At 64.0% G+C, this 25,714-nt stretch carries 8 protein-coding genes; 1 reads left to right on the forward strand and 7 read right to left on the reverse strand.

The features are described 5' to 3' along the window. Positions 1-28: 28 nt before the first annotated feature. From MOQ67_RS06885 to MOQ67_RS06895, 3 genes are all read right to left on the reverse strand, one after another. Positions 29-5,107, reverse strand: a complete 5,079-nt coding sequence (locus MOQ67_RS06885) for an NEL-type E3 ubiquitin ligase domain-containing protein (RefSeq protein WP_448675895.1) — start codon at positions 5,105-5,107, stop codon at positions 29-31. A gap of 82 nt (positions 5,108-5,189) precedes the next feature. Beyond that, complete coding sequence (locus tag MOQ67_RS06890; RefSeq protein ID WP_448675896.1) at positions 5,190-8,291, reverse strand: transglycosylase domain-containing protein; 3,102 nt, start codon at positions 8,289-8,291, stop codon at positions 5,190-5,192. 73 nt (positions 8,292-8,364) lie between these two features. Beyond that, positions 8,365-13,566: a hypothetical protein gene (locus MOQ67_RS06895; protein ID WP_448675897.1), complete on the reverse strand. Its 5,202-nt coding sequence runs from the start codon at positions 13,564-13,566 to the stop codon at positions 8,365-8,367. 481 nt (positions 13,567-14,047) lie between these two features. Between MOQ67_RS06895 and MOQ67_RS06900 the strand changes: the two genes are divergently transcribed. Then, complete coding sequence (locus MOQ67_RS06900) at positions 14,048-15,466, forward strand: amino acid permease (RefSeq protein ID WP_448675898.1); 1,419 nt, start codon at positions 14,048-14,050, stop codon at positions 15,464-15,466. 45 nt (positions 15,467-15,511) lie between these two features. Here the strand turns inward: MOQ67_RS06900 and MOQ67_RS06905 are convergent, their stop codons facing one another. The 4 genes from MOQ67_RS06905 to MOQ67_RS06920 form a co-directional block, all read right to left on the reverse strand. Then, on the reverse strand, positions 15,512-22,033 hold the full coding sequence (locus MOQ67_RS06905; RefSeq protein ID WP_448675899.1) for an NEL-type E3 ubiquitin ligase domain-containing protein: 6,522 nt from the start codon (positions 22,031-22,033) through the stop codon (positions 15,512-15,514). A gap of 62 nt (positions 22,034-22,095) precedes the next feature. Further along, entirely contained in the window at positions 22,096-23,244 is a 1,149-nt protein-coding gene (locus MOQ67_RS06910) for an OpgC family protein (protein WP_126586141.1), read from the reverse strand. 265 nt (positions 23,245-23,509) lie between these two features. Continuing rightward, on the reverse strand, positions 23,510-23,794 hold the full coding sequence (locus tag MOQ67_RS06915; protein ID WP_017844581.1) for a putative quinol monooxygenase: 285 nt from the start codon (positions 23,792-23,794) through the stop codon (positions 23,510-23,512). Positions 23,795-23,806: 12 nt separating this feature from the next. After that, positions 23,807-25,426: an FMN-binding glutamate synthase family protein gene (locus tag MOQ67_RS06920; protein WP_017844582.1), complete on the reverse strand. Its 1,620-nt coding sequence runs from the start codon at positions 25,424-25,426 to the stop codon at positions 23,807-23,809. Positions 25,427-25,714 lie beyond the last annotated feature (288 nt).

Genomic DNA, 25,714 nt, shown 5'->3' on the forward strand with positions numbered 1-25,714 from the left:
GGCGCGGGCATGCGCGCCTGCAGTGCCCTCACGTGTCGGACAACGGCGCCCGGTTACGCTGTTGAGCGGCGTTTTTCAGGGCTGTGCGGGTCAGGCCGCGCATCCAGTCTTTCTCCTTGTAGCCCAGGTCGTTGAGCAGGCGGTTGTAGAGCGCGTCGCTGATCGGCGTGTCGCTGAGCACGAGGTTTTCGGCCGTGTCCAGTTCGTCGGCCAGGGCCTTGAGCTGCTCGGCGAGCCGGGCTTTTTGCTGCGGCTCCTGTTCTTCGCGCCATTGCGCCTGCAGGGTTTGCAGGTCGTCCAGGCGGTAGAACTTGTGCGTGTACTCGGTGAGATTCTGTTGATAGCGGTTGTCGTAGGTTTCCTGCAGGAAGGTCTCCCAATACGGCTCAAGGAGGATCTGGTTGACCAGGCCGTCGCCCTGGCCCATTTCCCTTACCGTGGTGTACGCCTGCTGGATGCGGTCCGGGCTGACATTGGCGGTGTCGCGGTAGAGCATGTGGTCCGACAGCCAGGGCAAATCCAGCCTGTTGGCCAGGGCGGTCTGGTAGGCCAGGTGGATATCCACTTCGTCCACCTCGCCGGCCTCGCCGTCCACCAGCTCGGAGCGCAGGCGCTGGCCTTCGCCGCCGGCGTCGATGGGCCGCAGGCGCCGGGCGACGTCCGCCTGGGCCACCAGGTTCAGGTGCTTGAGGCGCGCCGCGCCCTTGGCCAGGGTCACCAGTCGGCCTTCGAGTTCAGCCAGTGACGCGGAAAAGCGCCGGGCTTCGCTGGCCATGACCTCGATCCCCATCTCATTGAAAATCTGCGCGCCGCCGTCGCCGCACAAACCGGGGAAGCTCGACAGCTTGAACAAGCGCTCGCGCAGGGCGCTGTCGGCGTGGGTGGCGTTGATCAAGCGCCATACCCGTTGCGTCAGCTCCGCTTGGTTGCGGGCGTAGCGCTGCTGGTCCTGGGGGTTCTCGAAAAACTCGGGCGGCTCAAGCAGTTTGATGACTTCGAAAAAGCCCTGGGAGCCGTGTTCGTCTTCGACGGCGTCCCACAGCTGCTCGCGGACAAGCCGGGTGTTGGCGTCGACGCCTTCCAGCCAGGGATCGCTGCTGCCCTGGGGCTCATAGGTGCGATAGGGGTCCAGCCCGGCCTCGTTGCGGTAGCGTTCGTACAGAGTGCGCTGATCGTCGTTCAGCGTGTTGCGGTCCAGGCGGGTGCGCGCCACGGTGCGCGCAGCCGTGGGTTCCGGCGTCAGGGTGGGCAGGGCGTGGATCGGGTTGCCGCTCAGGTTCAGGTCGAACGCATCGTTCCTGGGGTGGGCAAACAGGCCGCGGGGCCATTGGCCGATCTGTGTGTGGCTGAGGTCGAGGCGGCGCAGGTTGGGCATGCGCGTGATGTCCGGCGCGAGGCTGAGCGGGTTGTGGCTGAGGATCAGGACTTGCAGGCGGCGCAGGTTGCGCAGGCGCGTCACGTCTTCGGGGAACAGGGCCATGCGGTTGCTCGCGAGGTTGAGGTTGCGCAGCAAACGCATCGCGCCAAGCTCGACCGGCAGGCTGGTCAGGTGGTTGTCGCTCAGGTCCAGGGAGTGCAGCGCCGGGAAGTGCTTGAGCAAGCCGCAATGGGTTTGCCCGACGCTGCTCTGGCTCAGGTCCAGGAACGTCACATGTTCAAAGTTGACGGTCAGCGCGGGCAGCGATTCGGGTAGCGGCATGCCGTTCAGGTCCACGCGCGCGCCGTGTTGGGTGCGGCCCCAATCGTCGGTGTATTCGGCGTAGCGGTCGGCCCAGGTCTGTTCGAGGAGCAGCGCCAGGCGTTTGCGGCTGGCCAGTTGTTGACGCTCCTGGACGCTGCCTTTGGGGTGATGGGTGGGCGATTGTTTCCAGGTCTGCAATTGGCTGTGCAGGGTTTGTTTCTCCAGGGTCAGGTCGTTCAGGGTGGTGCCCAGTTGGTCGGTGGGGATCGCCTCGATAAAGCGGCTCAGCCGTTGCTCGCTGAGGCTCGGAAACAGGCGTTGCAAGACCTCCCTGGCAAACGTCGCCGGGTGATCGGCAGGGGCGGCGCGGCAGCGGCTGAGCAGCGGGCCGCCGAGCAACTGTTGGGTGTGCCGCTCCATCACCCGGTGAGTCGCCGGCTCAGCGAGGAGCGTGCGGCGCTCGGCCAAGGGTTCCAGGGCGGTCATCAGCCAGCGCCGCAGGTCTGCGCCTTCGCCGGGGCGGTAACCCAGCCCGCTGTGCGACGCGGCGGGCAGGCTCGACAACACGGCTTCGTACAGATTGGCCGGGCGGTGCAACGGTTGGCCGGCGCCGTCATAGACCGCATAACCGAGGCTGTTGTGGACCAACACCCGGCGAGTGGTGGCAGTGTCCGGGCCGGCCTGGCTGCGCAGAGGGCCGGTGACGGCGCCGTTGCGGATTTCAAGGTGCAGGTCGCTGAGCACGTCGGCGTGCAATTGCAGGGTCTTGAGCACCAGGGTTTCCGTGGCCGGGCTGGGCGACGCCGGTGGATAGAAGCCTTCGTAGGCGCGTGCCGCCTCGGCGGCCACATGCAGCTCGTCGGCCAGGTTGCGCAGGCGCAACGGCCCGCGCCGGTGCGCGGCCAGGGCCTGGCGTTCGGCGGGGCGGGCGGTGTCGAGCAGGCGGCGGGCCAGGCTCAGGTCGAGGTCGGGATGGTCGTGGCGCAGGCTGATAATGCTGGGGTCGTCGCTCTCTTCACGGGCGCGGTAGACCGCCGGGGCGATGTCGCGGCTCTGGCTCAATACGTAGTCGGCCAGTTGCTCGCGCAACGCGTGTACCCGCTGCGACTTCGGCACCTCGGCGCCCAGCAGGCGGGTGATTGCCGCTTCATCGAGAAAGCCCAGCACCCGTTCCGGCAAGTGCCCGGACAGCACTTCCCCGAGGCTGATGCGCAAGGTGTCGGCGGCGCTGGCTTGCGCAGCGCCATAGCGGTGCGAGCTGCCGCTCAGGTCGGGCTTGAGGAACACTTGCAGTGCTTTGTTCGGGGGCCAACCGTCGAGTTCGGTGACCATCTGCTCGAACCAGTCCGAACTCGGGTCGGCGCTCAAAGCCTGCCCAGCGCGGATTTTTTCGCTGGCCACCTGGATGGCGTCGGCCGCTTCGAGCCGTTTGAGGCCGGCATCGAGCAACGGCGGCAGTGTTTCGTTGTACTCGTACATGCGGCGTAGGGCGCCGTCTTCGGTGGCGCTGGCGACCCTTAGCTGTTCCAGCTGCGTGTCACTGAACGGTTGCACCCGATGCCCGAGACGTCGCAGCAACTGCGCACGCTCCCAGGTGCGCGGGCGTTCGCCCTCGTGGGTCGCCGCGCCGTCGCCGTTCAATTGCAGGCGCGGGCGGTAGGCGTCCGGGCGTTCGGGGTGGACCACGCGGTGCGCGTCGCTGAGCGGGTCGTATTGCACCTCCAGGTGATGCTCGCCCAGGGCCAGCAGGGTTTTGCCCTCATGCTGATGCAGGCCCGCGGGCGACGGTATCGAATCGGCGGGGATCGGGGTTTTCCGGGCGAACGCGCTGATGTCCGGGTTCCACAAGCGCCGGCTGCCGTCGGCCCGCTGCACCGGGACCAGGCCTTCGATGAAGGGCGAGAGCTTGAGCCGCGCCAACTGACCGATGTGGCCGCCCGCGGCAAACAGGGCGAACTGGATCACGCTGTCGGCCACCCCCGCCACATGTTCCCAGGCTTCGGTGCGCCGGCCTTCGCTCCAGTCGACGACGCCTTCGCACACCTCGTCCATGATCTGGTAGGCGCTGTAGACCAGCATCAGTTCGCCGAGCACCGGCACGAAGGGCGTCAGCACCAGCAACGCGGCATTGAGGAGGTCGGCGAGCATCTGCTCCAGGTTGTCCCACCAGGCCCAGCGGGCGTGGCGTTCGACGTCGGTGCTGGACACGGCGATAGTCCGCGCATCGTTGACGATTTTGTTCAGTTGCACGCGAAACAGGTAGCTCCACAGGGTGTCCGCGTGGGGTGTCGGCGGGCGTTGGCGATAATCGTCCTGCCAGCGTTGCACGCTGAAGTGCAGGTTGGGGTCGCTGATCGGCGTGTCTTTCCAGCTCGGCCCGCTGTCGGTGCGGGCTTTTTGGTGCCATTGGATGTGGCTGAGGCGCGCATTGATCCCGGCAAAAAAAGCCCCGCGCTCGGCATGGGGCACGAACTGGCTGAAGAACACCTGGTAGCGCGCCTTGTCGCGCAACTGACGGGTCAGTTCGGCCATGAACGCCTGGGGCGACGGGTATGCCTTGAGCGGGTGTTCGGGGTCTTCGGCGACATAAGCGATCACCCGAGGGCCTGGCGCGGCGATAAACAGCACGATGCCCACCAGCGCGACGTTCATCACGCTGAGGGTGTAGGCCTGGAGCGGGCTCGGTCGGTCGTTCAGCAGGTCAAGCATCAAACCGTGCGTCTCGGGCTCGAGGTCGCCCTTGGCCAGGGCCAGGTGGGCGGCGCTGTTCAGCGCGGCTTTGTGGCGTGCGACTACCTCGTCGTGAACCGTGCGGGCCAGCGGCGGGTTATTGAAGCCGAGCGCCTGACTGAGCTTGAGTTGATACTGCGCGCCGAGATCCAGCTGGCGGCAAATGTCTTTGAACCCCTGCGCCGTGAGGCGGGCGCCGCTGGTGCGGTGGGTGATCGACAGCACATCGCGCTGGCCGCGTGCATCGCTCGGGCCGAGGAAGGCGAAGTCGAGAAAGTCGTCACTGGCGGCGAAGTTGCCCAGCGCCGCGTCGAGCAACGACACGGTCTTGCTGGTCTGTGCGCCGCTGATGTTGATCTTCCACCAGGCCAGGTTGGCTTCGACATAGAGGCGCAGGTAGGTGTTGCGCACATCCACCGCGCCATAGTCGCGCAGGGCGTGTTTGAGCAATGGCTCGGCAAAGGCGTACACATCGTTCAACCCGGCGAGCCGTTGGTCCAGTCGGTTTTGTCGCTGCCAGTGCTCGGCAATCGCGGCCTTGAGCGGGGCCGGTGCGGTCAGGCTGTTGAGGCGCGCGGTTTTCAATGCGCCGAGGCGTGCGGGCGTGGCCTGGGTGAGCCAGGCCGGCAGGGCGTCGCGGATGTGCGCGTAGTGGGCGCCGTTGAAGGTGCTGTCGAGTGACGGTAGAGCGGGCATGGATCAAGTCCTGTAAAGGGTGATCCATGAGTGTGTGTGGCGGCGTCGCGCCGCGGTGGCAGATAGGTAGTGCAGCCGGGCGTCAGGGTTGGCGGGCCAGGCACAGCGTCGGGTCGCCCGGTTGCAGCAGCGGGTTGAGCATCGGCGCCATGCCCTTGAGTACCTGCACCGGCAAGGCCGAGGTGAAGGTGAAGTGCTGCGCCGACGCCCCCGGCACAAACGCGGTGAGGGTGCCGAAGTGATGCGCGCCGGTGTAGAACACGAAGGTCGCCGTGCGGTTGATCGATTTCGAACTGAGCATGCGCCCGCCGGGCCCCATGGCCTCGATGCGGTTATCGCCGGTGCCGGTTTTGCCGCCCATCGCCAGCGCCGTGCCGTCCGCCAGTTTGAAGCTGCCGGCCACTCGCTTGGCGGTGCCGGCGTCAACCACTTGCGACAGCGCGCCGCGCAACGCCGTGGCGACTTCGCTGGGCAGCACCCGTTTGCCGCGGTTCGGGTCGTTGACCACGCGGGTTTCATAGGGCGTGCCGCTGGCGAATTGCAGGCTGTCGATACGCAGCACCGGCAAGCGCACGCCGTCGTTGAGGATGATGCCCATCAGTTCCGCAAGGGCGGCGGGGCGGTCGCCGGAACTGCCGATGGCGGTGGCCAGCGACGGCACCAGATGGTCGAACGGGTAGCCCACGGCCTGCCAGCGCTGGTGGATATCGAGGAACGCTTCGATCTCCAGCATGGTGCGGATCCGGCTGTCACGCGCACTCTGGTGACGGCTCTTGAACAGCCAGCTGTAGACCTCCTGGCGTTCGAATTCACTGGCTTTGACGATTTCGTCGAAGCTCGCCTCAGGGTGGTTGAGCAGGTAGCCCAACAGCCACAGGTCCAGCGGATGCACCTTGGCGATATAGCCCTGGTCCGGCAGGTCGTAGGCGCCGGGGCCGTAACTCTGGTAGAGCCGTTCGAGGCGCTCGTCGCTGAGCGTGTCGGGGGTTTTGAGGTTTTTCAGGTGCGAGCGCACGAAGGCGTTGAAACTCGCCTGGCTGGCCTGGGGCAGCAAATAGCGGTGGACGGCGGCCAGGCGGATCGCGGTGGGGTGCAGGCTGTCCATGAAGGTGTCGAGCCGGGCCTGGGTGTCTTTGTGGCGGTATTTTTTCCAGAACTTGAGCAGGAACGCGGTGCCTTCGTGGTCGGCGAACTTGGCCAGGTATTCCTGGCGGCGCGGGTCGTTGTCGTCCTTGAGCAGCCGTGCGCTGTTGTCTTCGCCCGAATAGGTGGTGTAGCGCACCAGGTCGCGCATCAGGCGAATGAACGGCAGGTTGATCGACTCGCGCAGGGCATCGCGCAAGGTCGGGTTGCGGCCGTTGTCTTCGTTGCGAAAGTTATGGAAGCGGTGCAGGCCGCCTCCGGTGAAAAACGCCTCGCCGGGGCTGGCCGAGTAGGTGCGGTCGAGGGCGGCGTCGAGCATTTTCGCCAGGTCGCGGTCGCTGTGCTGGATCAGGTAATTCAGCGCCCAGCGCGAGAGCACATCCTGCTCGGGCAGCTCGACGCTTTTCAGCTCGGCGGGCGTGCGCGCCTGGTAGCGTGCATGCAGCTCGGTGACGATCTGCAGGTAGGTGGTCAGCACCCGCAGCTTGGCGGTGGAGCCCAGTTCGAGTTTGCTGCCTTCGTTGATATCGAACGGCTGGTCGGTGTTGTCGGTCTGCACCCGCACGCGTGCGCCGTCGGGCGTCAGTTCGTAGAGGGTGAAGCTGTAGCGCACCTGCGGTGTGCTTTGCGGCGTCAGCAGGCGCGGGCCGAGCAGGCCCATCTGCGCGGCGAACGCCGGGTCGGCCAGGTGCTTGAGGTAGTCGGTGGCCTGGGTTTGCAGCGCGTAGTGCAAGGTGCTGGTGGCCGACAGGTCGAGGCGGTCGAGGTCATACAGCGAGCGGTTGAGCAGGCTGGCGAGACGGCTGCGGGCGACGTTGATGGCTTTGTTGGTTTCTACCGGCTGGAGGGTCGGTTGCTGCTGCCAGTCGCGGTAGGTCACGTGGCTGGCGAGGGCGGCGGCGGACAAGGTGGCGGGGATCACCTGGTTCTGCGCGAGCAGGCGGATATGGCTGTCGGTCAATTGCCCCAGCTCTTCGCGACCTTTGGTCAGGTAGTGCGAGGGCCGGCGTTGGGCAATCATCAGCGACAGCACCTGGCGCAGGGCCAGGCCGCGTCTGGCCAGGCTCGCCGGGTCTTGTGCGCTGTCGCTCAGCGCCTGGTTGACCTGATTGAAGTCAGCGCCGTACCACACCCGCAGGCCTTCGGCCAGGCCATGCACTTCGCCGTGGCCCGGCACGGCGGACAACGGCACGCTGTTGAGATAGTCGCGCACGATATTGCGCCGACTGCCCGAGGTGTCCGGCCCGGCCTGGTAGGCCCGGACGCTGGCGGACATCATCTGGCGGATTTTCTCGCCGCCGGACAAGGTCAAACCGTCGGGCGAATGGCGATATTTCTCGAGCTGCGTGGCCAGGGTGCTGCCGCCGGCGGTCTGCCCCGGCAGATGCAGGAGTTTGGCCACTTGCGACCAGGCCGCCTTGGCAAAGCGCGGCCAGTCCACCGCCGGGTTGGCCAGCGGTTGCGTGGGGTCCAGCAGGTCGCGGTCCTCAATGAACAGCAGGCTCTGCACCACCAACGGCGGAACCTCGGCAAAGCTGGCGTAGAGCTGTTGCGGGTAGGTGAAGGCATACAGCGGCGCGGCGCGGCAATCGGTGATGCTCAGGCCGGCCTGGACTTTTTCCGCGTAGGGCACGAACAGCCCGTGCTCGGCATAGCCCAGCAAGGCCGGGGAGAAGCGTGTCTGGGCCTGGATCAGGTAATTGCGTTTGAGCAGGCGCGGTAGGAATTCATTCAGCGCGCTGTAGCCCAGGCGCCGGTCGAACGGGCCGTCGCCGGGGTACACGATGGCATCGCTGGCGCCGGGCTCCAGGCGATAACTGAGGGTGGCGGCCAACGGGCTCAGGTAGCGGGCCTGCAGACGCGAGGTGTGCATTTCCACGCTGGCGGCCCAGCCCAATGCCAGCAGCGCGAGCAACAGCACCAGCCACACCAGGCGCCACCACCCGGATCGCCGGCGGGCGCTGTGTGGCAATGGCAGTTGATCCGGGCTGTCGGTTGGCAGCGCAGCCTGTTTCGAATCGGTTTGCCATAAAGCGCCCATAGTCGATTCATCCATTTACGCAGATTGATCGGACTTGGGTGAAGCTTAGTCGTTGGTGACGAAATGTGTCGGCTCACGGCTGCGGGCGTTTCACGCCGTTGCGCAGCAGCGCCAGCCAGTTGCGGTCGTTGGCTTGGCCCCAGCGGTAGGTGCCGCGATCATTGAAAAACACCGAAATGTCTTCCAGGTACCACATGTGCATTTTGACGTTGAGTTGACGCACATAGTCGCTTGCCGGGCAGACGATGGCCGCCCAGGGGTCGCATATCCACAGGCCGACCCAGCCCGCTTCGCTGAAGTCCAGGGTCGAGCCCAGCGTCGCCGGCGGGTTCCCCACCACCACAAACGCGTGGGCGGGCGGGCTGGTGCCCCAGACGCGCGCGGCGCCGCCGTTGAAGCTGATCAATTCGCTCGCCACGTGGGCCATCTGGTCGCAATTGCCTGCGCCGGTCTTGAGGATCACTTCGGTGTAGTTGGGCTGGCCCGCCCGGCTGTACTGCCACATCACCAGCGGTTCGGCGATGGCCAGCCGTTCCAGCTCGTCGACCCCCGTGCCCACGATGTTGGCCGAGCCGATCCCGGTGCTTTTGACCAACGCCACGGTGCTGGCCTGGGCCTTGCTGGCCAGGTATTGATTGAGGGTCTGGCCAGGCTGGGCGAGGTAGGGCGGCCAGGTGTCGAGTTTCAAGGGTGTGACGGCCACGCTCATGCCCAGGCGCTGCCCCTGATCGCTGGCGTTGAGCAACAACTCGCGCTGCTTGATAACCCGCAGGCCGCGTGACTGCTCGAGCAGGCGCTTGAGTTTGGCCGCACCGAAGCCGCGCCTGGCCAGTTGTTGGCTCAGTACCTCCAGGGTGGGCAGTGTGACCAACGGGCGGTTATGCACAAACCCGGCGGCGCTCAAGTAGTCGAGCTTGCGCTGGCTGAATGCGCGGATCAGCTTTTCGGGTTCACCGCCGAGGTTGAAGTCCAGGCGGTTGAACAGCATCGCCGGTGCGGGGGCGATGGCGATGCCTTCGTAAAAGACCCCGGCGTCGGCCTCCACGATAATCCGCGTGCCTCCCGCCGGGGTCAGTTCGATCGCCATGGCGCGCAGGGTTCGGCTGTCATCGGTGCCCACTGTCAGCCCGGTCAGCTCGACCACGCGCGTGTCGCGGTTGAGTTGATTGTCCAACTGATTGTTGGGCAGGCCGAATTGCGCTTCGTTGGCGATGAGCCGACCGGTGAGCTGGGGCTTGTAGGTCAGCGGCGCGGTCCTGGCCACTGGCGTCAGTTCAAAGCTGGTGCCTTGGGGCAGCGCTTCGTACAGCCGGCGGTTGTGGACCAGCTTGCGCGGGTCAGGGCCGACGGCGGGGGCGGGGATCAGGCGCAGGTGCTCGATGGCCTGGGCGCGGCGTTGCTGGATCGAGGCGTTGAACGCGGTGAGTTTTTTGGTGAAGCAGATCAGTGGGATCGGGCTGCGTTTGCTGCGCGCCGCACCGCACAGGCTGTCGAAGCCTTCGGCGGCCTTGAAGTAGGCGGGCGAGGCCAGGTCGTCCAGGTGGGTCGGCGCCTGGTGCTCCAGGCGGAGCAGGTTGTCGCCGTCGAGCAGGTCGGTGGCGTCGCGACGCGCAATCAGCAGCGGCTGGGTGGCGAACAGCCGTTCGCTGACCAGCACCTGCTGCCCGCGGGCGTTCTGCATCGGCGCCACGCCAAGGGCGCTGTCCAGACGAAAGGTGTGGCTCGGCGGCCCATAGGGTTTGCCGGTGAACGGGTGGCACGGGTACCAGTGTTTTTTGTGCAGCAGCGCATTGATCCGCAGCAGGTCGCTGCCGCGCAGCAGCGTGCCGCTGCCGAGGTTGGCGCCAGCGAGCAGCCTGGGGTAGTCGAGCAGGAACCGGTCGGCGGTGCGACGTTGAACCTGTTCGATGGCCGTGTGGAGGATTTTCCGCGCACCGCCGCTCAGCCGGATCACCCCGCTGCGAGCCAGCCTGAACAGGCCCGGAAGGCCGTCCAGTGGGTTCAGCGCGGTGTTGAGAAAGGCGCCGCTCAAGCGGGCCAATTGCAGCAGTTTGATCGGCAACGGCGCGGTTTTTTTCAACACCGCCAGGGACGCCGTGAGAAAGCGCTGGGTGGGGAACAGCAGCGCCAACAGGTCGATAAAGCAGGCGTAGCCGCCGTCGATGACACGGCGGGTGTCGCCGGAAGCGAGGTCCTCGGCGCAGGACCAGAACGGCACGAGGGCTTTGAGGCGTGTCCACACCCGATCCCAGCGTTGTTGCATCTGCTCGCGCTGCGTGGTCCCCCGGGCTTGCAGGTGCAAGGCGTCGACTTCGAGGAAGAAGTGCTCGCGCACGATGGCTTGGGCAATGGCGCGGTTGAGCGTCGAACCATAGGTCAGCGCCGCCGCCGTCGGCGGCTGGGCGGGGGGCGGGCTGAATGACCACAGCGTCTGCACAATGACCTTGGCGCGCACCCCCGGCCGTGGCGGGCGCCCGTTGGCATAGGCGTCCCAGTCCAGCGGCAGTTCATCGCCCATCAGCAGTTGGGTGACCGGGCGGGTGGCGTGGGGAGTGCCGGTGGCCACCGACATCAGCGTGCCGCCCTCGCGGAATGCCAGCGGTGCGCCGCGGCGTTTGTCGACGCGGTTCAACAGCGGGAACAGCTCGTATTCCTGCACCGCGCTGGGCGATGTGCCGCGCAGGATCACGCCCATTCGGGCGCTGCGCGCCAACGCTTCCTCCGGGCTCAGCAGGGCGAGGTCTTTGCCGGGTTCTTTTTTCAGCACCAACAGCTGCAAGTCGGCCTGTTGCAGGTGGTGTCGGTCGGCCAGCGGCAGTTGCGCCAGCAGGTCTTCGATCAGGCTGCTGTAGGCCTGTTTCAGACGTTCGATGTAGGCCGCGAACGCGCTGTCGAAGCGTTGATGGATGTTGCCCAGGCGCCCGAACGATGGGCGCAGTTGTGCCAGGTCCAGTTGAGGCTCGGTGGACTGCCAGCGGCTGTCGCTCAGTTGGCCATCCATGTGCAACTCCACCAGGCTGTGCAGGCTGTAGTTCCGGCGCTCGTGATGGTGCATCGGGAAGCGCAGGCTGCCGCTGGCGAGCGGCGGGACGGGGCGCCACAGGCAGGCTTTGTCCAGCAGCGTCTGGTTGGGGAATAGGTTTTTCAGGTCGGCCAGGGCAATGCTGCGGCGGGTCGGCGGCGCGTCGGCAAAGGTGATCAGGGCTGCCTTCAAGGCATGCAGGCGTTGGCTGAGGCGCAGCTTCAGCGCGTCGATTTCATGCGCGAGGTAGGCGGTGTTGTCGCGTTCGGGCAGTTCGCCCACGGTGATGGCCCAGTCGAGCAGGGTGCGGGTGGCGAGGTATTCGCGCCACTGTTGTTGCTGGCCGGTCGTGGCGGGCATGGATGCCAGGGCGAGCATGTCGTGGTAGCTCAGCTGGCGCGGTGAGCCGGGCGCCATGGCCTGCGCGATCAAGACCCCTTGCTTGAAACTCATCCAGGCGATCGAGCTGCGAAAGCGCATCGTCGCGGGCAGCCCGCGCACCAGAAACTCCGGCGCGGCGCCGGCCAGCAACAGGTGGGCGGCGAGGGGCGCAGCGCGGGTGGAGACCTTGCAGGTTCGCACCAAATGCAGTTCCAGGTCTTGGCGCACTTCGCCATGGGGCTTGCCCGCGTGGGCGCTCAGCTCGAAACCGGCGATGGGAGCGCCTGCTTCGCCGGCTCCAGGGTCGAGGTCGAGGATCAGGGCGCTCAACACCAACAGGTCGAGGCTGGTCTGGCTGGCGGCTTCGTCCGGGTGCTGGCCGTACCAGTGCAGCGCCGTCACCAGTTGTTGGCCCAACTGCCGCGCCGGTCCGCGCCGCAGCAGTTGTTTGAGCAAGTGGTCGGCCTGGGCGCGGATCGCGTCAGCACTCAGGTCGCTCAGCAGTGTGCCGCACAAGCGGTCAAGCAGGCGTGGGTGGCCATCGGGCAGGCCGTGATTGGCGGTGGCGAGAACGCTGTGGCGCTGTTCGCTAAGCAGTCGCACCGGCGAGTGGGGCGTGGCGCTCAACAGCCCATGATAGTCGCCGAACTCGGGGCGGCGGGGCAGGTTCATCTCCAGGGTTTGCAGGGTGTCCTGGGCTTCATCGACGCTGGTCGGTGGCGCAAGATCATGCTGTTGCAGCAGTTGCTGGAGGGTGAAGGGGCCGCAGATGGCGTGCGGGACAACGGCGGGATGGTGCGGCGCGTCGGAGTCCGGTGCGGGGTGCAACGTCACGCTGGCCGTGTCGATCACGTGGTCGTTGGGCGGGGCTTGGATCAGGCTTTTCAAGCACTCGGCCATGACGTCGCGGTCATGGTCCTGGGCCAGCCACTGCTGGTGCTGCATCAGGGCGAGATCGGCGTTGGCCAGGTCGCTGACCGGCAGCGTGGTCAACGCCGTCGACTGGCGCAGCGTGTCGATCAGCACGCGGGCTTCGGCGGGTGTGTCGGGCACCGGCAGATCATGGCAATTGAGCAGTTGGGCGAGGCTGAACTGGCCGCTCTGGTGGACAAAACTCCCCAACTGCTCGGCGACTTCGACCAGTTGTTCAAGCTGGCCGTCCAGGGGCAGCGCCACCAGTTGTTCGATGCCGATATCCACCAGCCCGCCCCAGGCTTTTTTGCCGCTGAGCCGGCGTGTGGCGGGATCGAACATATACGTGCCGGGTTGCAGGCCGTCGACCGCTTCCAGCGCCAGGAACGACGGGTTGCGGGTGATGGCGTCGAGTAACGCGGCGCCGGTTTGCTGGGCGGTGGCCCAGAACGAACCGGAGTCGAGTTTGAAATAGCTCCTGTAGCAGGAAAACAGGCTGAAATCGTCGTCGTCGAGCAGGGCTTGCAGTTGGTCGGCGATCTGTTGCCGGTCTTGATTCAACCGCTTCAACCCGTCATCCAGCCCCGCCTTGGGCTCGGCGAAACTGTTCGATTGATCGAGCGCCTGGGAGATCACCCTGCGCTCGCCGCGATGCTCGGGGTAGGGATAGCCATAGAAATTCAGCACCGATTGCGCCGGCAGTTCGAGCGGCGCGGTTTCGAGCGGCACGTCCAGGCCGGCCAGCTCCACCGGCAGGCGCGTGGCCCAGGCCCGCAGGTGTGGGCGGCTGAGTGCGCGGCGGTACACCTGCAGCCAGCAGCCCAGGGTGGAGTGCTCGGGCACGATCACTGTGGTGGAGTCGCCGTTTGTCAGGTGATTGAACAACGCGCTGATCAATTGGCCATCGGCGGCCAGGCGTCGTGCCCGGCCTTGCTGGAGTACGTCGAGGGTGGTCGGCATGGGGAGATCCTTTCGCTGGGATTGCCGTCCTGGCAATCGAAGCACCCCATGGTGAAGGGGCGGCCCGGCAGCGGGTATGGCGATGCTTCCCGTTCGGCCGTGGCCGGCTTCCGCGTTGTCCGCCCGATGGGCTGAAAGTATTGAAGCAGAGCCTTCGGCTGGGTATATACGGCCTAGGTAGGGGCATGACGCTGCACCAAAGCTGTGCAATACTCGGCGCGCGTCAAACGGAGAAAATCCTTACTCTATCCAGGTAATGCCCCTCCACAAAAGCCGCTTTTACCGCGAGTTCTCGCTGAATCTTGCCGTTTATTAAGTGAAAAACCCTGGGTTGAGCTTTTTATACTGCACCCCCGCTGAACTGGCCCTGGCCAGACGGGTTGGCCCATGAGGCGAACCCGGTGTGAGGCGTCCTGGCGGACCTGCTGCGACGTCGAGTACTCGGTGGCTTAATCCAATAACAAGACGAGGTTGTACCCCTATGCCAGTTGGCAACCACCTGCCTCATGGCGAGACCGCTCAGGGCGGCCCGCTGAAACGTGAACTGGGCGAACGGCATATTCGCCTGATGGCCCTCGGCGCCTGCATCGGTGTCGGCCTGTTCCTTGGCTCGGCCAAGGCCATTGAAATGGCCGGCCCGGCGATCATGCTCTCTTACATCATTGGCGGCCTGGCGATCCTGGTGATCATGCGCGCGCTTGGCGAAATGGCGGTCCACAACCCTGTCGCCGGCTCGTTCAGTCGCTATGCCCAGGATTACCTCGGCCCGTTGGCGGGCTTTCTCACCGGTTGGAACTACTGGTTCCTGTGGCTGGTGACCTGCGTTGCGGAAATCACCGCCGTGGCCGTGTACATGGGCGTCTGGTTCCCCGATGTGCCGCGCTGGATCTGGGCCCTGGCGGCCTTGATCAGCATGGGCACGATCAACCTGATCGCGGTGAAGGCGTTTGGTGAGTTCGAGTTCTGGTTCGCCCTGATCAAGATCGTCACCATCATCGCCATGGTGATCGGTGGCGTCGGCATCATCGCGTTCGGTTTCGGCAATGACGGCGTGGCGTTGGGGATTTCCAACCTGTGGGCCCACGGCGGCTTCATGCCCAACGGTGTGCAGGGGGTGTTGATGTCCCTGCAAATGGTGATGTTCGCCTACCTGGGCGTGGAAATGATCGGCCTCACCGCCGGTGAAGCGAAGAACCCGCATAAGACCATCCCGAATGCCATCGGCTCGGTGTTCTGGCGCATTCTGTTGTTCTACGTCGGCGCGTTGTTCGTGATTCTGTCGATCTACCCGTGGAATGAAATCGGCACCCAGGGCAGCCCGTTCGTGATGACCTTCGAGCGTCTGGGCATCAAGACCGCCGCCGGCATCATCAACTTCGTGGTGATCACCGCTGCATTGTCGTCCTGCAACGGCGGCATCTTCAGCACCGGGCGCATGCTCTACAGCCTGGCGCAGAACGGCCAGGCCCCCGCGACCTTCGGCACCACCTCGCGCAACGGCGTACCGCGCAATGCGTTGCTGCTGTCGATCGCTGCGTTGCTGCTGGGCGTGCTGCTCAACTACCTGGTGCCGGAGAAAGTCTTCGTCTGGGTCACCTCGATTGCCACCTTCGGCGCGATCTGGACCTGGGTGATGATCCTGTTGGCGCAGCTCAAGTTCCGTAAGAGCCTGAGCCCGGCGGAACAGGCGGGCCTCAAGTACCGCATGTGGCTGTACCCGATCAGTTCCTACCTGGCCCTGGCGTTCCTGGTGCTGGTGGTGGGCCTGATGGCGTACTTCCCGGACACCCGCGTCGCGCTGTATGTCGGCCCGGTATTCCTGGTGCTGCTGACGGTGCTGTTCTACACGTTCAAATTGCAACCGACCCAGGTTGCCCAAGGCGTCGCGCGCTCGGCGTAACGCTTGTTCAAGGCGGCCTGTGGCGCACAGGCCGCCTTGATGCGCTCAATCGCGCGGCAACGCGTGAAGGGCGGCGTCCGTCAACTGGCCGATGAGGCGGTTGCGCTCGGCGGTCTGCGTGTCGATCAGCGCTTGCAGGCGGTCGAGGTGTTCATCGGAGTGTTTGTCCGGCAGCTCCTTTTGCAAGAGCCCGATCTTGTAGCGGGTCACTTCCTTGATCGTTAAGAAGGGCGCGGGAAAGCGTCGTTCCAGGTAGTCGAGCCAGAAGTCGCAGGTTTTGTACGCGTTCGCCAGCCCAGGGGAATCCTTCAACCCGCGCAGCATTTGACGCGCCTGTTGGACATCGTTGTCGACCACGCCGTACCCCTCCACTGAATACAACATTTGGTCCGCCTGGACCGGCAGGTTGAATTCCTCGCGCAACATCACCCGATAGAACAGGGTGATTTCGGCGGGGTCCGGCGAACGCCCTTGCGCGGTCAAGCGGCTGATGTGATCGTCGGCGAACTGGTCGAGCTGCTCCAGGTAATACACTTGTTTGGCCAGGCCGAGCAGTTCGCGGTCGATGCGGTTTTCGTCGTATCGAGCGAGGGTCTGATGCACTCGGTGCATAAGCTCCATGTTGTTGAACAGCAGTATGGCGCCGTCGCCACAGGTGCCCGCCGCATGGGTGTTGAGGAACACTTTTTCGCGCAGCTCGGTGGAGTTGCTCAGGCCATCGAGCAGGTTCCAGACCCGGAATGTCAGTTTTTTACGTGCATTTCCAGCGATGGTGTACTCCAGAGACTTGGTCAAGTCCGCCAACACTCTGAAGACATCATCGGGACGGGCGCCTTCATGGCTTAACAGACCGTTCCACAGTTCTCTGGCGCTGTCGTGTTTAAAGGGTTTCAGGTGGACCAGCCAAGGCAAAATGCCGCGTTCGGCGGGCGGCGTGTGGGCGATGCCGGGGAGGGAGCCCCCTACGGCCATGCCAATGTCGACGTGGTATTGCCTAACGCGCTGCAAGGTTTGGGGCGACAGCGGATTGTCATGCAGGAACGTCGAACGATTTCGGATGATGGCTCTGGGGTGGGTAAACACGCGCTCGGGGATGCTGGAGATCTGGTTTTCCTGCAAGTACAGGGTGTTCAGATTCGCGTGATCTGCGGCGCCGATCGGCCATTGTTGGGTATGGGTTGCTCTTAAATCCAAGGTCGAGAGTTGGCTCATTCGCGTGACGTCGAGCGTGATCCCCAGGGGGTTGTAACCCAGGTTGAGGTTTTCCAGGTTGACCATGGCGGCGAGGCGTGCGGCGGACTCCTCGGTTAAAACCAGCGCGTTGCCTTCCAGGTTCAGGCGGGTGAGTTGCGTCATCTGGGTGATGGCGCTCGGTAGCTCGCTCAACTGGCAGTCGATTTGCAGGGCCCGTAAGCCTGGGAAGAGCGCGAGGAATGCATGGCCCGAGGCGGGGAAGCTGTCCCCGGCGATACTCAGGTGCTCGATGTGCTCGAAGCCCCTGAACCCGTTGATAAAGGCCGCCGTGGGCAGATCGATGGTGTCCAATTGCAGTGTTAATGACTCCGCATGAAACAACCCATCGATGTAGACCTGTGGCGGCTCATCCCGTCGCCAGGCCCTGCGCAGTGTGTTGGCGATATGGCGACGACGGCCCAGATGGAGGCCCAGTGGGTCGGTTTCGTCGTTGTCGGTGTCACGGGGGGTGTCGCTCCAGCGGGTCAGTTCAATGTCCATGAAGCTGTATTCGGCCTGGCGTCGGTCAAGCTCGATCAGGGCGGCCGGCTCATCCAGGTTGAGCCAGCGGATGAAGGTGCGGGCGGTGTCATTGTCGAACCGGGGGTAGAGTTCCTGGACCCTGCTCACCAGGTCCGGCGCGCGATTACCGCCGAATGGCCACAGCCAGTTCCAGGCGGGGTACACCAGAAATGAGCGATCCAGGCCCATCGGCGGTTGCAGCCAGGGTTGCAGGTGCGGCAGGTCCAGCAGGCTTTTTATCGCCACGCGCTGGGACAGCGCCAGCTTGGCGATCTGCTCCTGGAGTGGCGCGAGGTCGTCTTCATGTGTGATTCCCAGCGTGCTCCGTTCGGTATCGGTCAACGTCTGGATGATGGCCGACAGCAGGTTACTGCCGCTGCCGACGGGCGCGGCGAGAGGCGCTCCTTGTGAGTCGTAGGCGTGGTAGACCTGGTGTTGCTTGACCAGCACTTTTCGGCGCGTCCCGGCCGGGTTGCCGGCGGCTTCGATGCTGGAGCCGCTGAAGTGTCGGTCGCGGACTTCGATGCGCAGGTCGCTGGGCCAGCCGGGCACGGTGTTGAGCAGGTGCAGGATGATCCGGTCGCTGTCCGGGTTGATCAGGTTGTCCAGGTACAAGCCCTCGAAGGCGCGGTTCAGACGCACCTCGTGGGCGGTCAGTCGGGCTGTTTCGCCGAGGCGCAGGCTCACCTTGCCGTGCTCGTGCAGTTGCTTGAGTTCGCGGGGCGTTGCGTGGCCGAGGATGCTGTTGACGGTGTTGTTGGGTAAGTCGGCATGTGCGGCCTTGAAGCGTTCGCGCGCGACGTTGGGGCTGCGGTGCTCGCTCTCTTGGTAGAGCGAATTGAACAGATGGTTGGTTTCTTTCTCGGCGAACTCGACGATTTTTTTCACCAGTTTGAACAAGCGCTCTTCAGCGGAGCTGGGCAATTCGCCCAACAAGGCATTGATCAGCGTGTCGTAGCCGGTGAGTTGGTTCAGCAGGTGGGCGTCCCTGTAGTCCTGCTCGGTCACGAGGATTGTTTCAGCGTTCGGGCCCGCACTGGCCGGGTATTGATAGCGCACCTCGTTCCCGGGGCCGACGATCTGCAGTCTGTGGTTGTCCGGCCATCCCGGCAACGCGGAGATCACCAGCAATTGCAGGGCTGGCTCGGCTTCCTGGGTGTTGGGGTTCACCCGCAGTGCGTTGATGAAGTGTTGAATCTGTTGCTCGATCTTGAAGCGTTTGCAGGTGTCGGCCAACAACGGCGGCACCGGGTGGGTGGCACGGTGTACCTGGCGCAGCACGTGGTCCGGGGTGTCGGTCAGGGCGAGGATTTGACTGGCCCGTTCCTGCGTAAACGCGTAGTCCTCGTGCCCCAGGCGGTGGAATAGCTGGTGGGTGTCCCAGGTCATCGGGTTCTCGCTGGCCAGGCGCCAGGTGCCCTGGCCGTTGTGCTCCAGGAGCGGGGTGTCGACACCGATTTTTTTCGGGTGCTTGAGCCGCCATTTGAACAGCGTTTTATCGAAGACGATGCGGAACAGGCTGCCGAACAGCGGCAGGTATTCGTTGCCCTCAATCATGAAGATCCCGTCGGTCCTGGGTTTGAGGCCAGGTGACAGCATTAGGTTGTGTTGGTAGGGCACCAGCGAGCCATTGACCAGGCTGACGTGACCTTGGGGGTTGCGTCGGGCGCTCATGTTGTCCCCCAGGGTTTTGCGCAGGCCCTTGGCGTCGGTGACACTGCTCATGCCCAGTTGTTGACGTTCGTGGGGGTGGAGCACCGAGGCGATGGCCAGGTAGAAGCTGTCTTGGGCGGGTGAGACGGGGATTTCACTGTCGTTGCGGATGTCATAGGCCTGGTAGCGACCGCCGGGGTGCAAGCGCAGGTTGACGGTGAGGTCATCCGCACCGCTGGGCACGAAGGTCTCGCCCTGGCTGACATCCGTGACCACGAAGGGACGCTTGAGGGTGTCGCGGATCAGCGCTCCAGCAAATTCCCGGGCCCAGAGGTCGGTGTCGGCATTGAAGTCGCGGGGGTTGTACAAGCTGTCGATCACCGCGTCGATGCGCAACGCGGTACGTTGGCGATCGAGTGTTTCAACGAACGCTACTGGCAAGGTGCCACCGCTCAGAAACGCCTCTTGCTGGCGTGCTGTCAGCGGGTGCTCGGCGAGTAATCGTGCAAGGTTGGCGGCGGTCAGGGGCGGGTTCAGGTCGCGCAGTTTTTTCAACAAGGGCGTGACGGTAATCAAGGCCGGTGACACCTTGACCGGCAGAAACCGTCTTGCCGCCGGTGCGGCGGCGAGTTCCGCTTTTTCGTAGCCCCAGTAATCGAACAGCGCCGAAAACAGCGCGTGGCGCTCGAGGCTTGCCAATGCGCCAACCTGTTGGCGTACGCTGCTGACGCGCGCGTCCTCGGAGGCGTTGGGTTGGTCCTCTTTACCCAGGGCCGAGTCGCGTGGTTGCTGGCGGATGATCAGTTGAAGCAGGTGCTCGTTGCCCTCGGGGCCGCTGCCCGCGTCGTTGAGGTCTGTGTAGCTGCCATCCTCGCGGCGCTTGAGGTTGATGGCATGGGCGCGTGGGGGTGGTTGCTCGGTTTTGCCGTAGGTCTCGATCCGCGTGCCTTGTGCATCGTGGACATGCAGCAGGGTGTCGGTCGGCCAGCCGTTGAGTTGGGTCAGCAGGCAGAAGACTGTGCTGTCGGCATGCGCCGGCAGTTGGCCGGGTTGGGGGAACCGCTCGATGATTTGCTGGATGACCTGATCGACCTGCAGTCGCCGGGCGCCTTCGATCAGGTTCAACGGTGCCGGCTGGGCGCGCCACACGCGATCCAGCGTATCGCGAGTGGTGGCGGTGCTGCGTAGCATGTGTTCAAGGTCGGCCGACGGGATCGTCGACGCCCCGTTGGGCAGCATGCGTTGCAGCAACTCCGGGTTGGACAGGAGATGGGCATTGTGCAGATCGAAGGTCCAGGCCTGGAGCTCTGGGGCGAATATGATCGCTGGGGTGTAGCCGTCTTTACCGCGTGTGAGTACATAGCGTTTGTGCGCGTCGTCGAATTTGACTTCGATCAGCACGTCCATCTCGCCCTGGCGCAGTTTGGCGTAGAGGTGACCCTCGACCGTGTAAATGCCCAACGCGTTGGGCGTGATACCGTTGACCAGGCGCTGGTTGTCGTGGGCATATGGTTGGGCGTCGGCTTTCCAGAGCCCATGGCTGCCGTCGGCGTGCGTGATTTTGTACGGGTTGCCGAGTTTTTCCAGGTACGCGTGCATGCGTTGGCGATGGGCCCTTCCGGCGGTTGAGATCAGCTTGCCGCTGACGGCCAGGTCGGTGACATCGGCCAGCGCCGAGGCAAATCCGCTGGCTTCGCCCTTGGCCAGCTCATTCACGCCCTGGGCGGCGCTGTAGGTCAGGCTGCCCATGACCGCGAGTTGCATGACCCGGTTCATGCCGGTGACGCCGCCGGGCAATGGCGTAAGCAGCATCTGCAGCACTTCACCGGCAATCGCCGCCGCCGCATCTTTGAGGGCTTGCCAGTCTTTTTCCGAGCGGGTTTGCGCCAGTGTGTCGAGGTCTGACTGAAAGCGCTGGATCTGGCGATAGGCACACGCCTGCACCAGGGTGATTGCGCGCCCGGATTTGATGTCGGTGTTGAAGCGGATGTTGTCCAGGGTCTTTGTTGAGAAGGCCAGGTGAAAACCGTCGTACACATAAGCGCCTAACCAACTGAACCCCTTCAGATGCGGCGCTTTGTTGATCAGTGATCTGAACACCGACAGCCCGATCAAGGGCAATTGCCGGGAGAACCAGCCCAGGTCTTTTTTCGCGTGGCTGTCAGTGAGTTGTGTGCGAAACGCGTACTCGGCGGCCAGGGTATCGTCGTGGTATTGCAACGCCCCGCCGGGACGGAAAGGGAAGTAGGACAACACGCCCAGGCTGGCCACGCGAATCAGCATTAAGGGCACGGGGATGCAACTGTCCCAGGGGACGAAGGGCACCGAGATCAGGGGGGTGATACCGGAGCTCAGGTTCAGCGTGTCGAACGGCAATTGCGCACCAGTGCCTTCGATGGCGGCGTTGAGTCGCGTGTAGATCTCCAGGGTGACGCCGGTAGTGGCACGGTTGCGGTAGGCTTCGATTGCGTCGAACAGCAGGCTGGCCTTGGCCGACGCCTCGAACAATGGGCGCAACGGCCCGCCCGGCGCCATGGCGGTACGGGCTTTGTCGCGCAGTTGAGCGCCCAGGTCCAGCGTGCGGGCGGCTTCGATGAAGGCCAGTGCGCCCAGGCTTCTGTCGTTGTCCGGCCCCACGATATAGCTGGCTTCCACCAGGCTGAAACCCGAGTCCCCGTGAATGGAGTGGGTGAAACCGTAGTTGAGACAGGCCGCTTCCCACAGCGACATGTGCTTGAGATGCTCAATGTAATGGAAGTCGTAATGGGCCCGACGATAGCGCGCGGCGGGCAGGGGCACGGTATTGAGCGGAAGGAGCGGCTGCGGCGGGTCCCAGGGGAAGCCCTGTTCCCGTTTCTCTTTGTAGCGGGTAAACAGGGTGTATCGCTCGGGATCGCGCCCGCCGATTTTTTCCCGCAGTTGCGCAAGGCCTTGAGTCTTGAAGTCGCGGGTCAGCGCTTGCTGGGCGTGTTCCAGAGCGGTCAAGGCGCTCAATGCTTCGCGTTGCAACCTGACGTAGCGGGCTTTTTCCTGTGGGTTCAAGCTGCTCATGGCTTGAATCACGTTGTTCTGAATCTGCTCAAGGGCTTGTTGCCGTGACCAGGAACTGCTGGACTGCAAGTTGCCTGATAACCCGTTGAGTCGTTGATAAGTTGACATCAGCCATACCCTTTCACGATAAGTGGAAGGGCATGGAAGCACCGTCGCGAAAACGGCCGGGGCTATCTATTTAATGATGACGTGGGCAGTGAGCGACGCGCTTGCAACCTGCTGTCCAGGCGTTTGTTGAATTCCAGCCAGGTCGCCAGAGCGCCCATCAATACCACGCCTGCCAACGCGCTGAATAGCTGCATGGCCAACGCGTCGCCGGCCAGGGCGTTGAGCATGTCCGCCAGCGGTGCGAGCAGCACGCCGAGACAGAACACCTCCAGGGAATAGCGGCCCATGCGGCAAGTCTGTTGCGCCAGCCAATGGCGGGTCCAGCCGGCATGGGGCAAGAGCTTGGCGGTGACATAAGCCAGCGCCAGGAAATGCACCAGGCGCACCGGCGACAGGTCGGTCTTGCTGATGGGGTACAGCCGTTCGCTGAGCCACGCGGGCATCAGCGCGTCATGCACCTCGGGCCAGCGCCAGGCCAGCGTGATGATCGCGGCCAGCAGCGAGTAGCCCGCCGCCGCCACAAACAGCGGCTGACGCAGCAGCGCGCGGCGCTCTGCCGGGCGTGGCCGGCGGGCATGAATCGCCGCCGCGCCGCCGAGCACAAACAGCAACTGCCAGGTGACGGGGTTGAAGTACCACACGCCATCGGCAATCGCCCGCAAGTTCCAGCCCATCCACGGCGCCAGCAGGTACACGCTCAACGACACGCCCACCACCGCCCAGGTCTGGCGCAGCAGCAACGGCAGCACCAGCGGCAGCCCGCCGAGCAGCACGATGTACAGCGGCAGCGGGTCCATCAGGTTGGGCTTGAAGCGCAACAGCAATTCATCGGTGAGCGCCTGCTGCGGGTGGGTGACGAAGTGCGTCAGGCCCATCTCTTCGACCAGGTCGCGGGTTTCCACATGGCTGTTGGCGAAGAACACGATGCCCATCAGCATCGCCAGCAAAAAGATATGCACCACATACAGCACCCAGGCGCGCCGCAGGATTTTCAGCGAGGCGATCCAATAGCCGTCGCGTTGCAGGACTTTGCCGTAGGCCAATACGGCGGCGTAACCGGCGAGGAACACAAACACCTCCGCCGCATCGCTGAAACCGATGTTGCGCAGGGTGATCTGGCCGAGGGGGTTGTGGGGGACGTGATCCCAGAAAATGAAGATCAACGCCAGGCCCCGAAAAAAATCGATGCGCGGGTCGCGTCCGTTCAGCATGGCAGCGGGCTCTTGTACGAAAGGTTTAGTAATGACTGGCGCGCGCGGCTGTTGTCTTACGCCGCACGTCGAGCGGGCGCAGGTTGGCGGTATTTGTAAGCGATTGCAAAGGCTGGGTATTACTGAATGTCTCAATGGCGGCACGGGGCAACATGGGCCATCGCCAGAAAAATCTGGCGATGGTCGCGAAGTCCCGCAACGGCATGTGAACCTGCTGGTTTCAATAGTGCCGTCGGTGGTCCGCTTCAGCGCGGTAAAGGCTGGGTCAGAATGCGTCCATCAGCAGCACCCTGCAGGGCTTGGCTTGGTGCTCATTGATCTGCGGCACCAGCCGGGTGAAGTGTTCGGTCTGGCAATGGGTATCGAGTGCCGCCTGATCGGGCCATTGCTCGACAAAGATAAAGTGCCCCGGGTCTTTCTGATCGACAAACAGATCGTAGGCGATGCACAGCGGTTCCTGGCGGGTTTTTTCCACCAGTTCGGCGTACCACGGGCGCACCGTGTCCAGGTGTTCGGGCTTGATGAAATCTTCCGCGATGACTTTCAACATATCATGGCTCCCTTACGCCGCAACGACTTCCTGCGGCTCAAAACTATCCGCCCGCGCCATCTGCCACATGCGCGAATAAAACTCGCCGTTCACTTCCCCGGTCAGCAATTCCCCTGGCTTGAGGAACACATGCAGCTGTGAGAACAGCTTGATCTCGGTCGCCGACATGCGTCGCACCAAATGCTTGGCCGAGAGTTGCGACGGGTGCTCCAGGCCCGCTGCCGCGAGCATTTCGGCCAGGGCCTTGAGGGTGTTGCTGTGGAAGTTGAACACGCGCTGGGCCTTGTCCGGCACGACCAGGGCGCGTTGGCGCAGTGGGTCCTGGGTGGCGACGCCGGTCGGGCATTTGTTGGTGTGACAGCTTTGCGACTGGATGCAGCCGATGGCGAACATGAAGCCGCGCGCCGAGTTGGCCCAGTCGGCGCCGATGGCCAGCACGCTGGCGATGTCGAAAGCGCTGACGATCTTACCGCTGGCGCCGAGTTTGATCTTGTCGCGCAGGTTCAAGCCCACCAGGGTGTTGTGGACGAACAGCAGGCCGTCGCGCAGCGGCACGCCGATGTGGTCGGTGAACTCCACGGGCGCGGCGCCAGTGCCGCCCTCCTTGCCGTCGACCACAATAAAGTCGGGGAGGATGCCGGTTTCGAGCATGGCCTTGGCGATGCCCATGAATTCCCACGGATGACCGAGGCAGAACTTGAAGCCCACCGGCTTGCCGCCAGACAACTCACGCAATTGGGCGATGAAATGCATCAACTCGATAGGCGTGGAAAACGCGCTGTGGCGCGACGGCGAGACGCAATCTTCGCCCATCAGGATGCCGCGTGTCTCGGCGATTTCCTGGGTGACCTTGTGCTTGGGCAGAATCCCGCCGTGGCCAGGCTTGGCGCCCTGGCTCATCTTGATTTCAATCATGCGTACTTGCGGGTTCTGGGCCTGCACCGCGAAGCGTTCCGGGTCGAAATGGCCGTCGCGGGTGCGGCAGCCGAAGTAGCCGCTGCCCAGTTCCCAGGTCAGGTCGCCGCCGTTTTCGCGGTGATAGGGGCTGATGCTGCCTTCGCCGGTGTCGTGGGCGAAGTTACCCAGCTTGGCGCCCTGGTTGAGCGCGCGGATCGCGTTGGCGCTCAGAGAGCCGAAGCTCATGGCCGAGATATTGAATACCGAGGCCGAGTACGGCCGCTTGCATTGCGGGCCGCCGACCATCACGCGAAACGAGCTCGGGTCAGTCAACGGCGCGGGGCGCATGGAGTGGCTGATGAACTCGAAGCCCGACTGGTACACGTCGATCAGGGTGCCGAAGGGTTTGTCGGCGGTTTGGTTCTTGGCGCGCGAGTAGACCAATGAGCGTTGCGCCCGGGAAAAGGGCAGGGCGTCGCTGTCGGACTCCAGCAGGTACTGGCGGATCTCCGGGCGAATGCCCTCGACCAGGTAACGGATATTGCCCAGGATCGGGTAGTTGCGGCGTATCGCGTGGGGGCTTTGCAGCAGGTCGAAGAGGCCGAGCAGGCTGAGGGCGCCGGTGACCAGGGTAATGGGCCATAACCATTCATGTTCGACAAAGGGCAGGCTGGCGAGGGTGAACATCACGCATACGGCAAACACCGCGTAGCGGCTTAGCAAGGACAGGCTCATACGGTTACCTTGGGATCGGACTCTTCTGGTCGGTGCGGCATTCTGCGCCAGTAAGGAAACCCTGAACAACCTGTAGGTGCATTCGCTTGGGTCGCATAGACACGGCGGACTGGCCCGATATAGACAGTTGGCGTGAGGCGTTCCGGCCTTACCTCTAAGGCCGTTCCAGTGTCTGGAGCGGCTTTTTTTGACGGCGGCACTGACCGCTCGTCGCCCTCCCTCAGCGCCTATTCAACTGTCGGTTGAATATATCGACAACCCATGTAGAACTGGTCATTAACGAATAAC

It is taken from the genome of Pseudomonas sp. LY-1 (genome assembly GCF_053502595.1).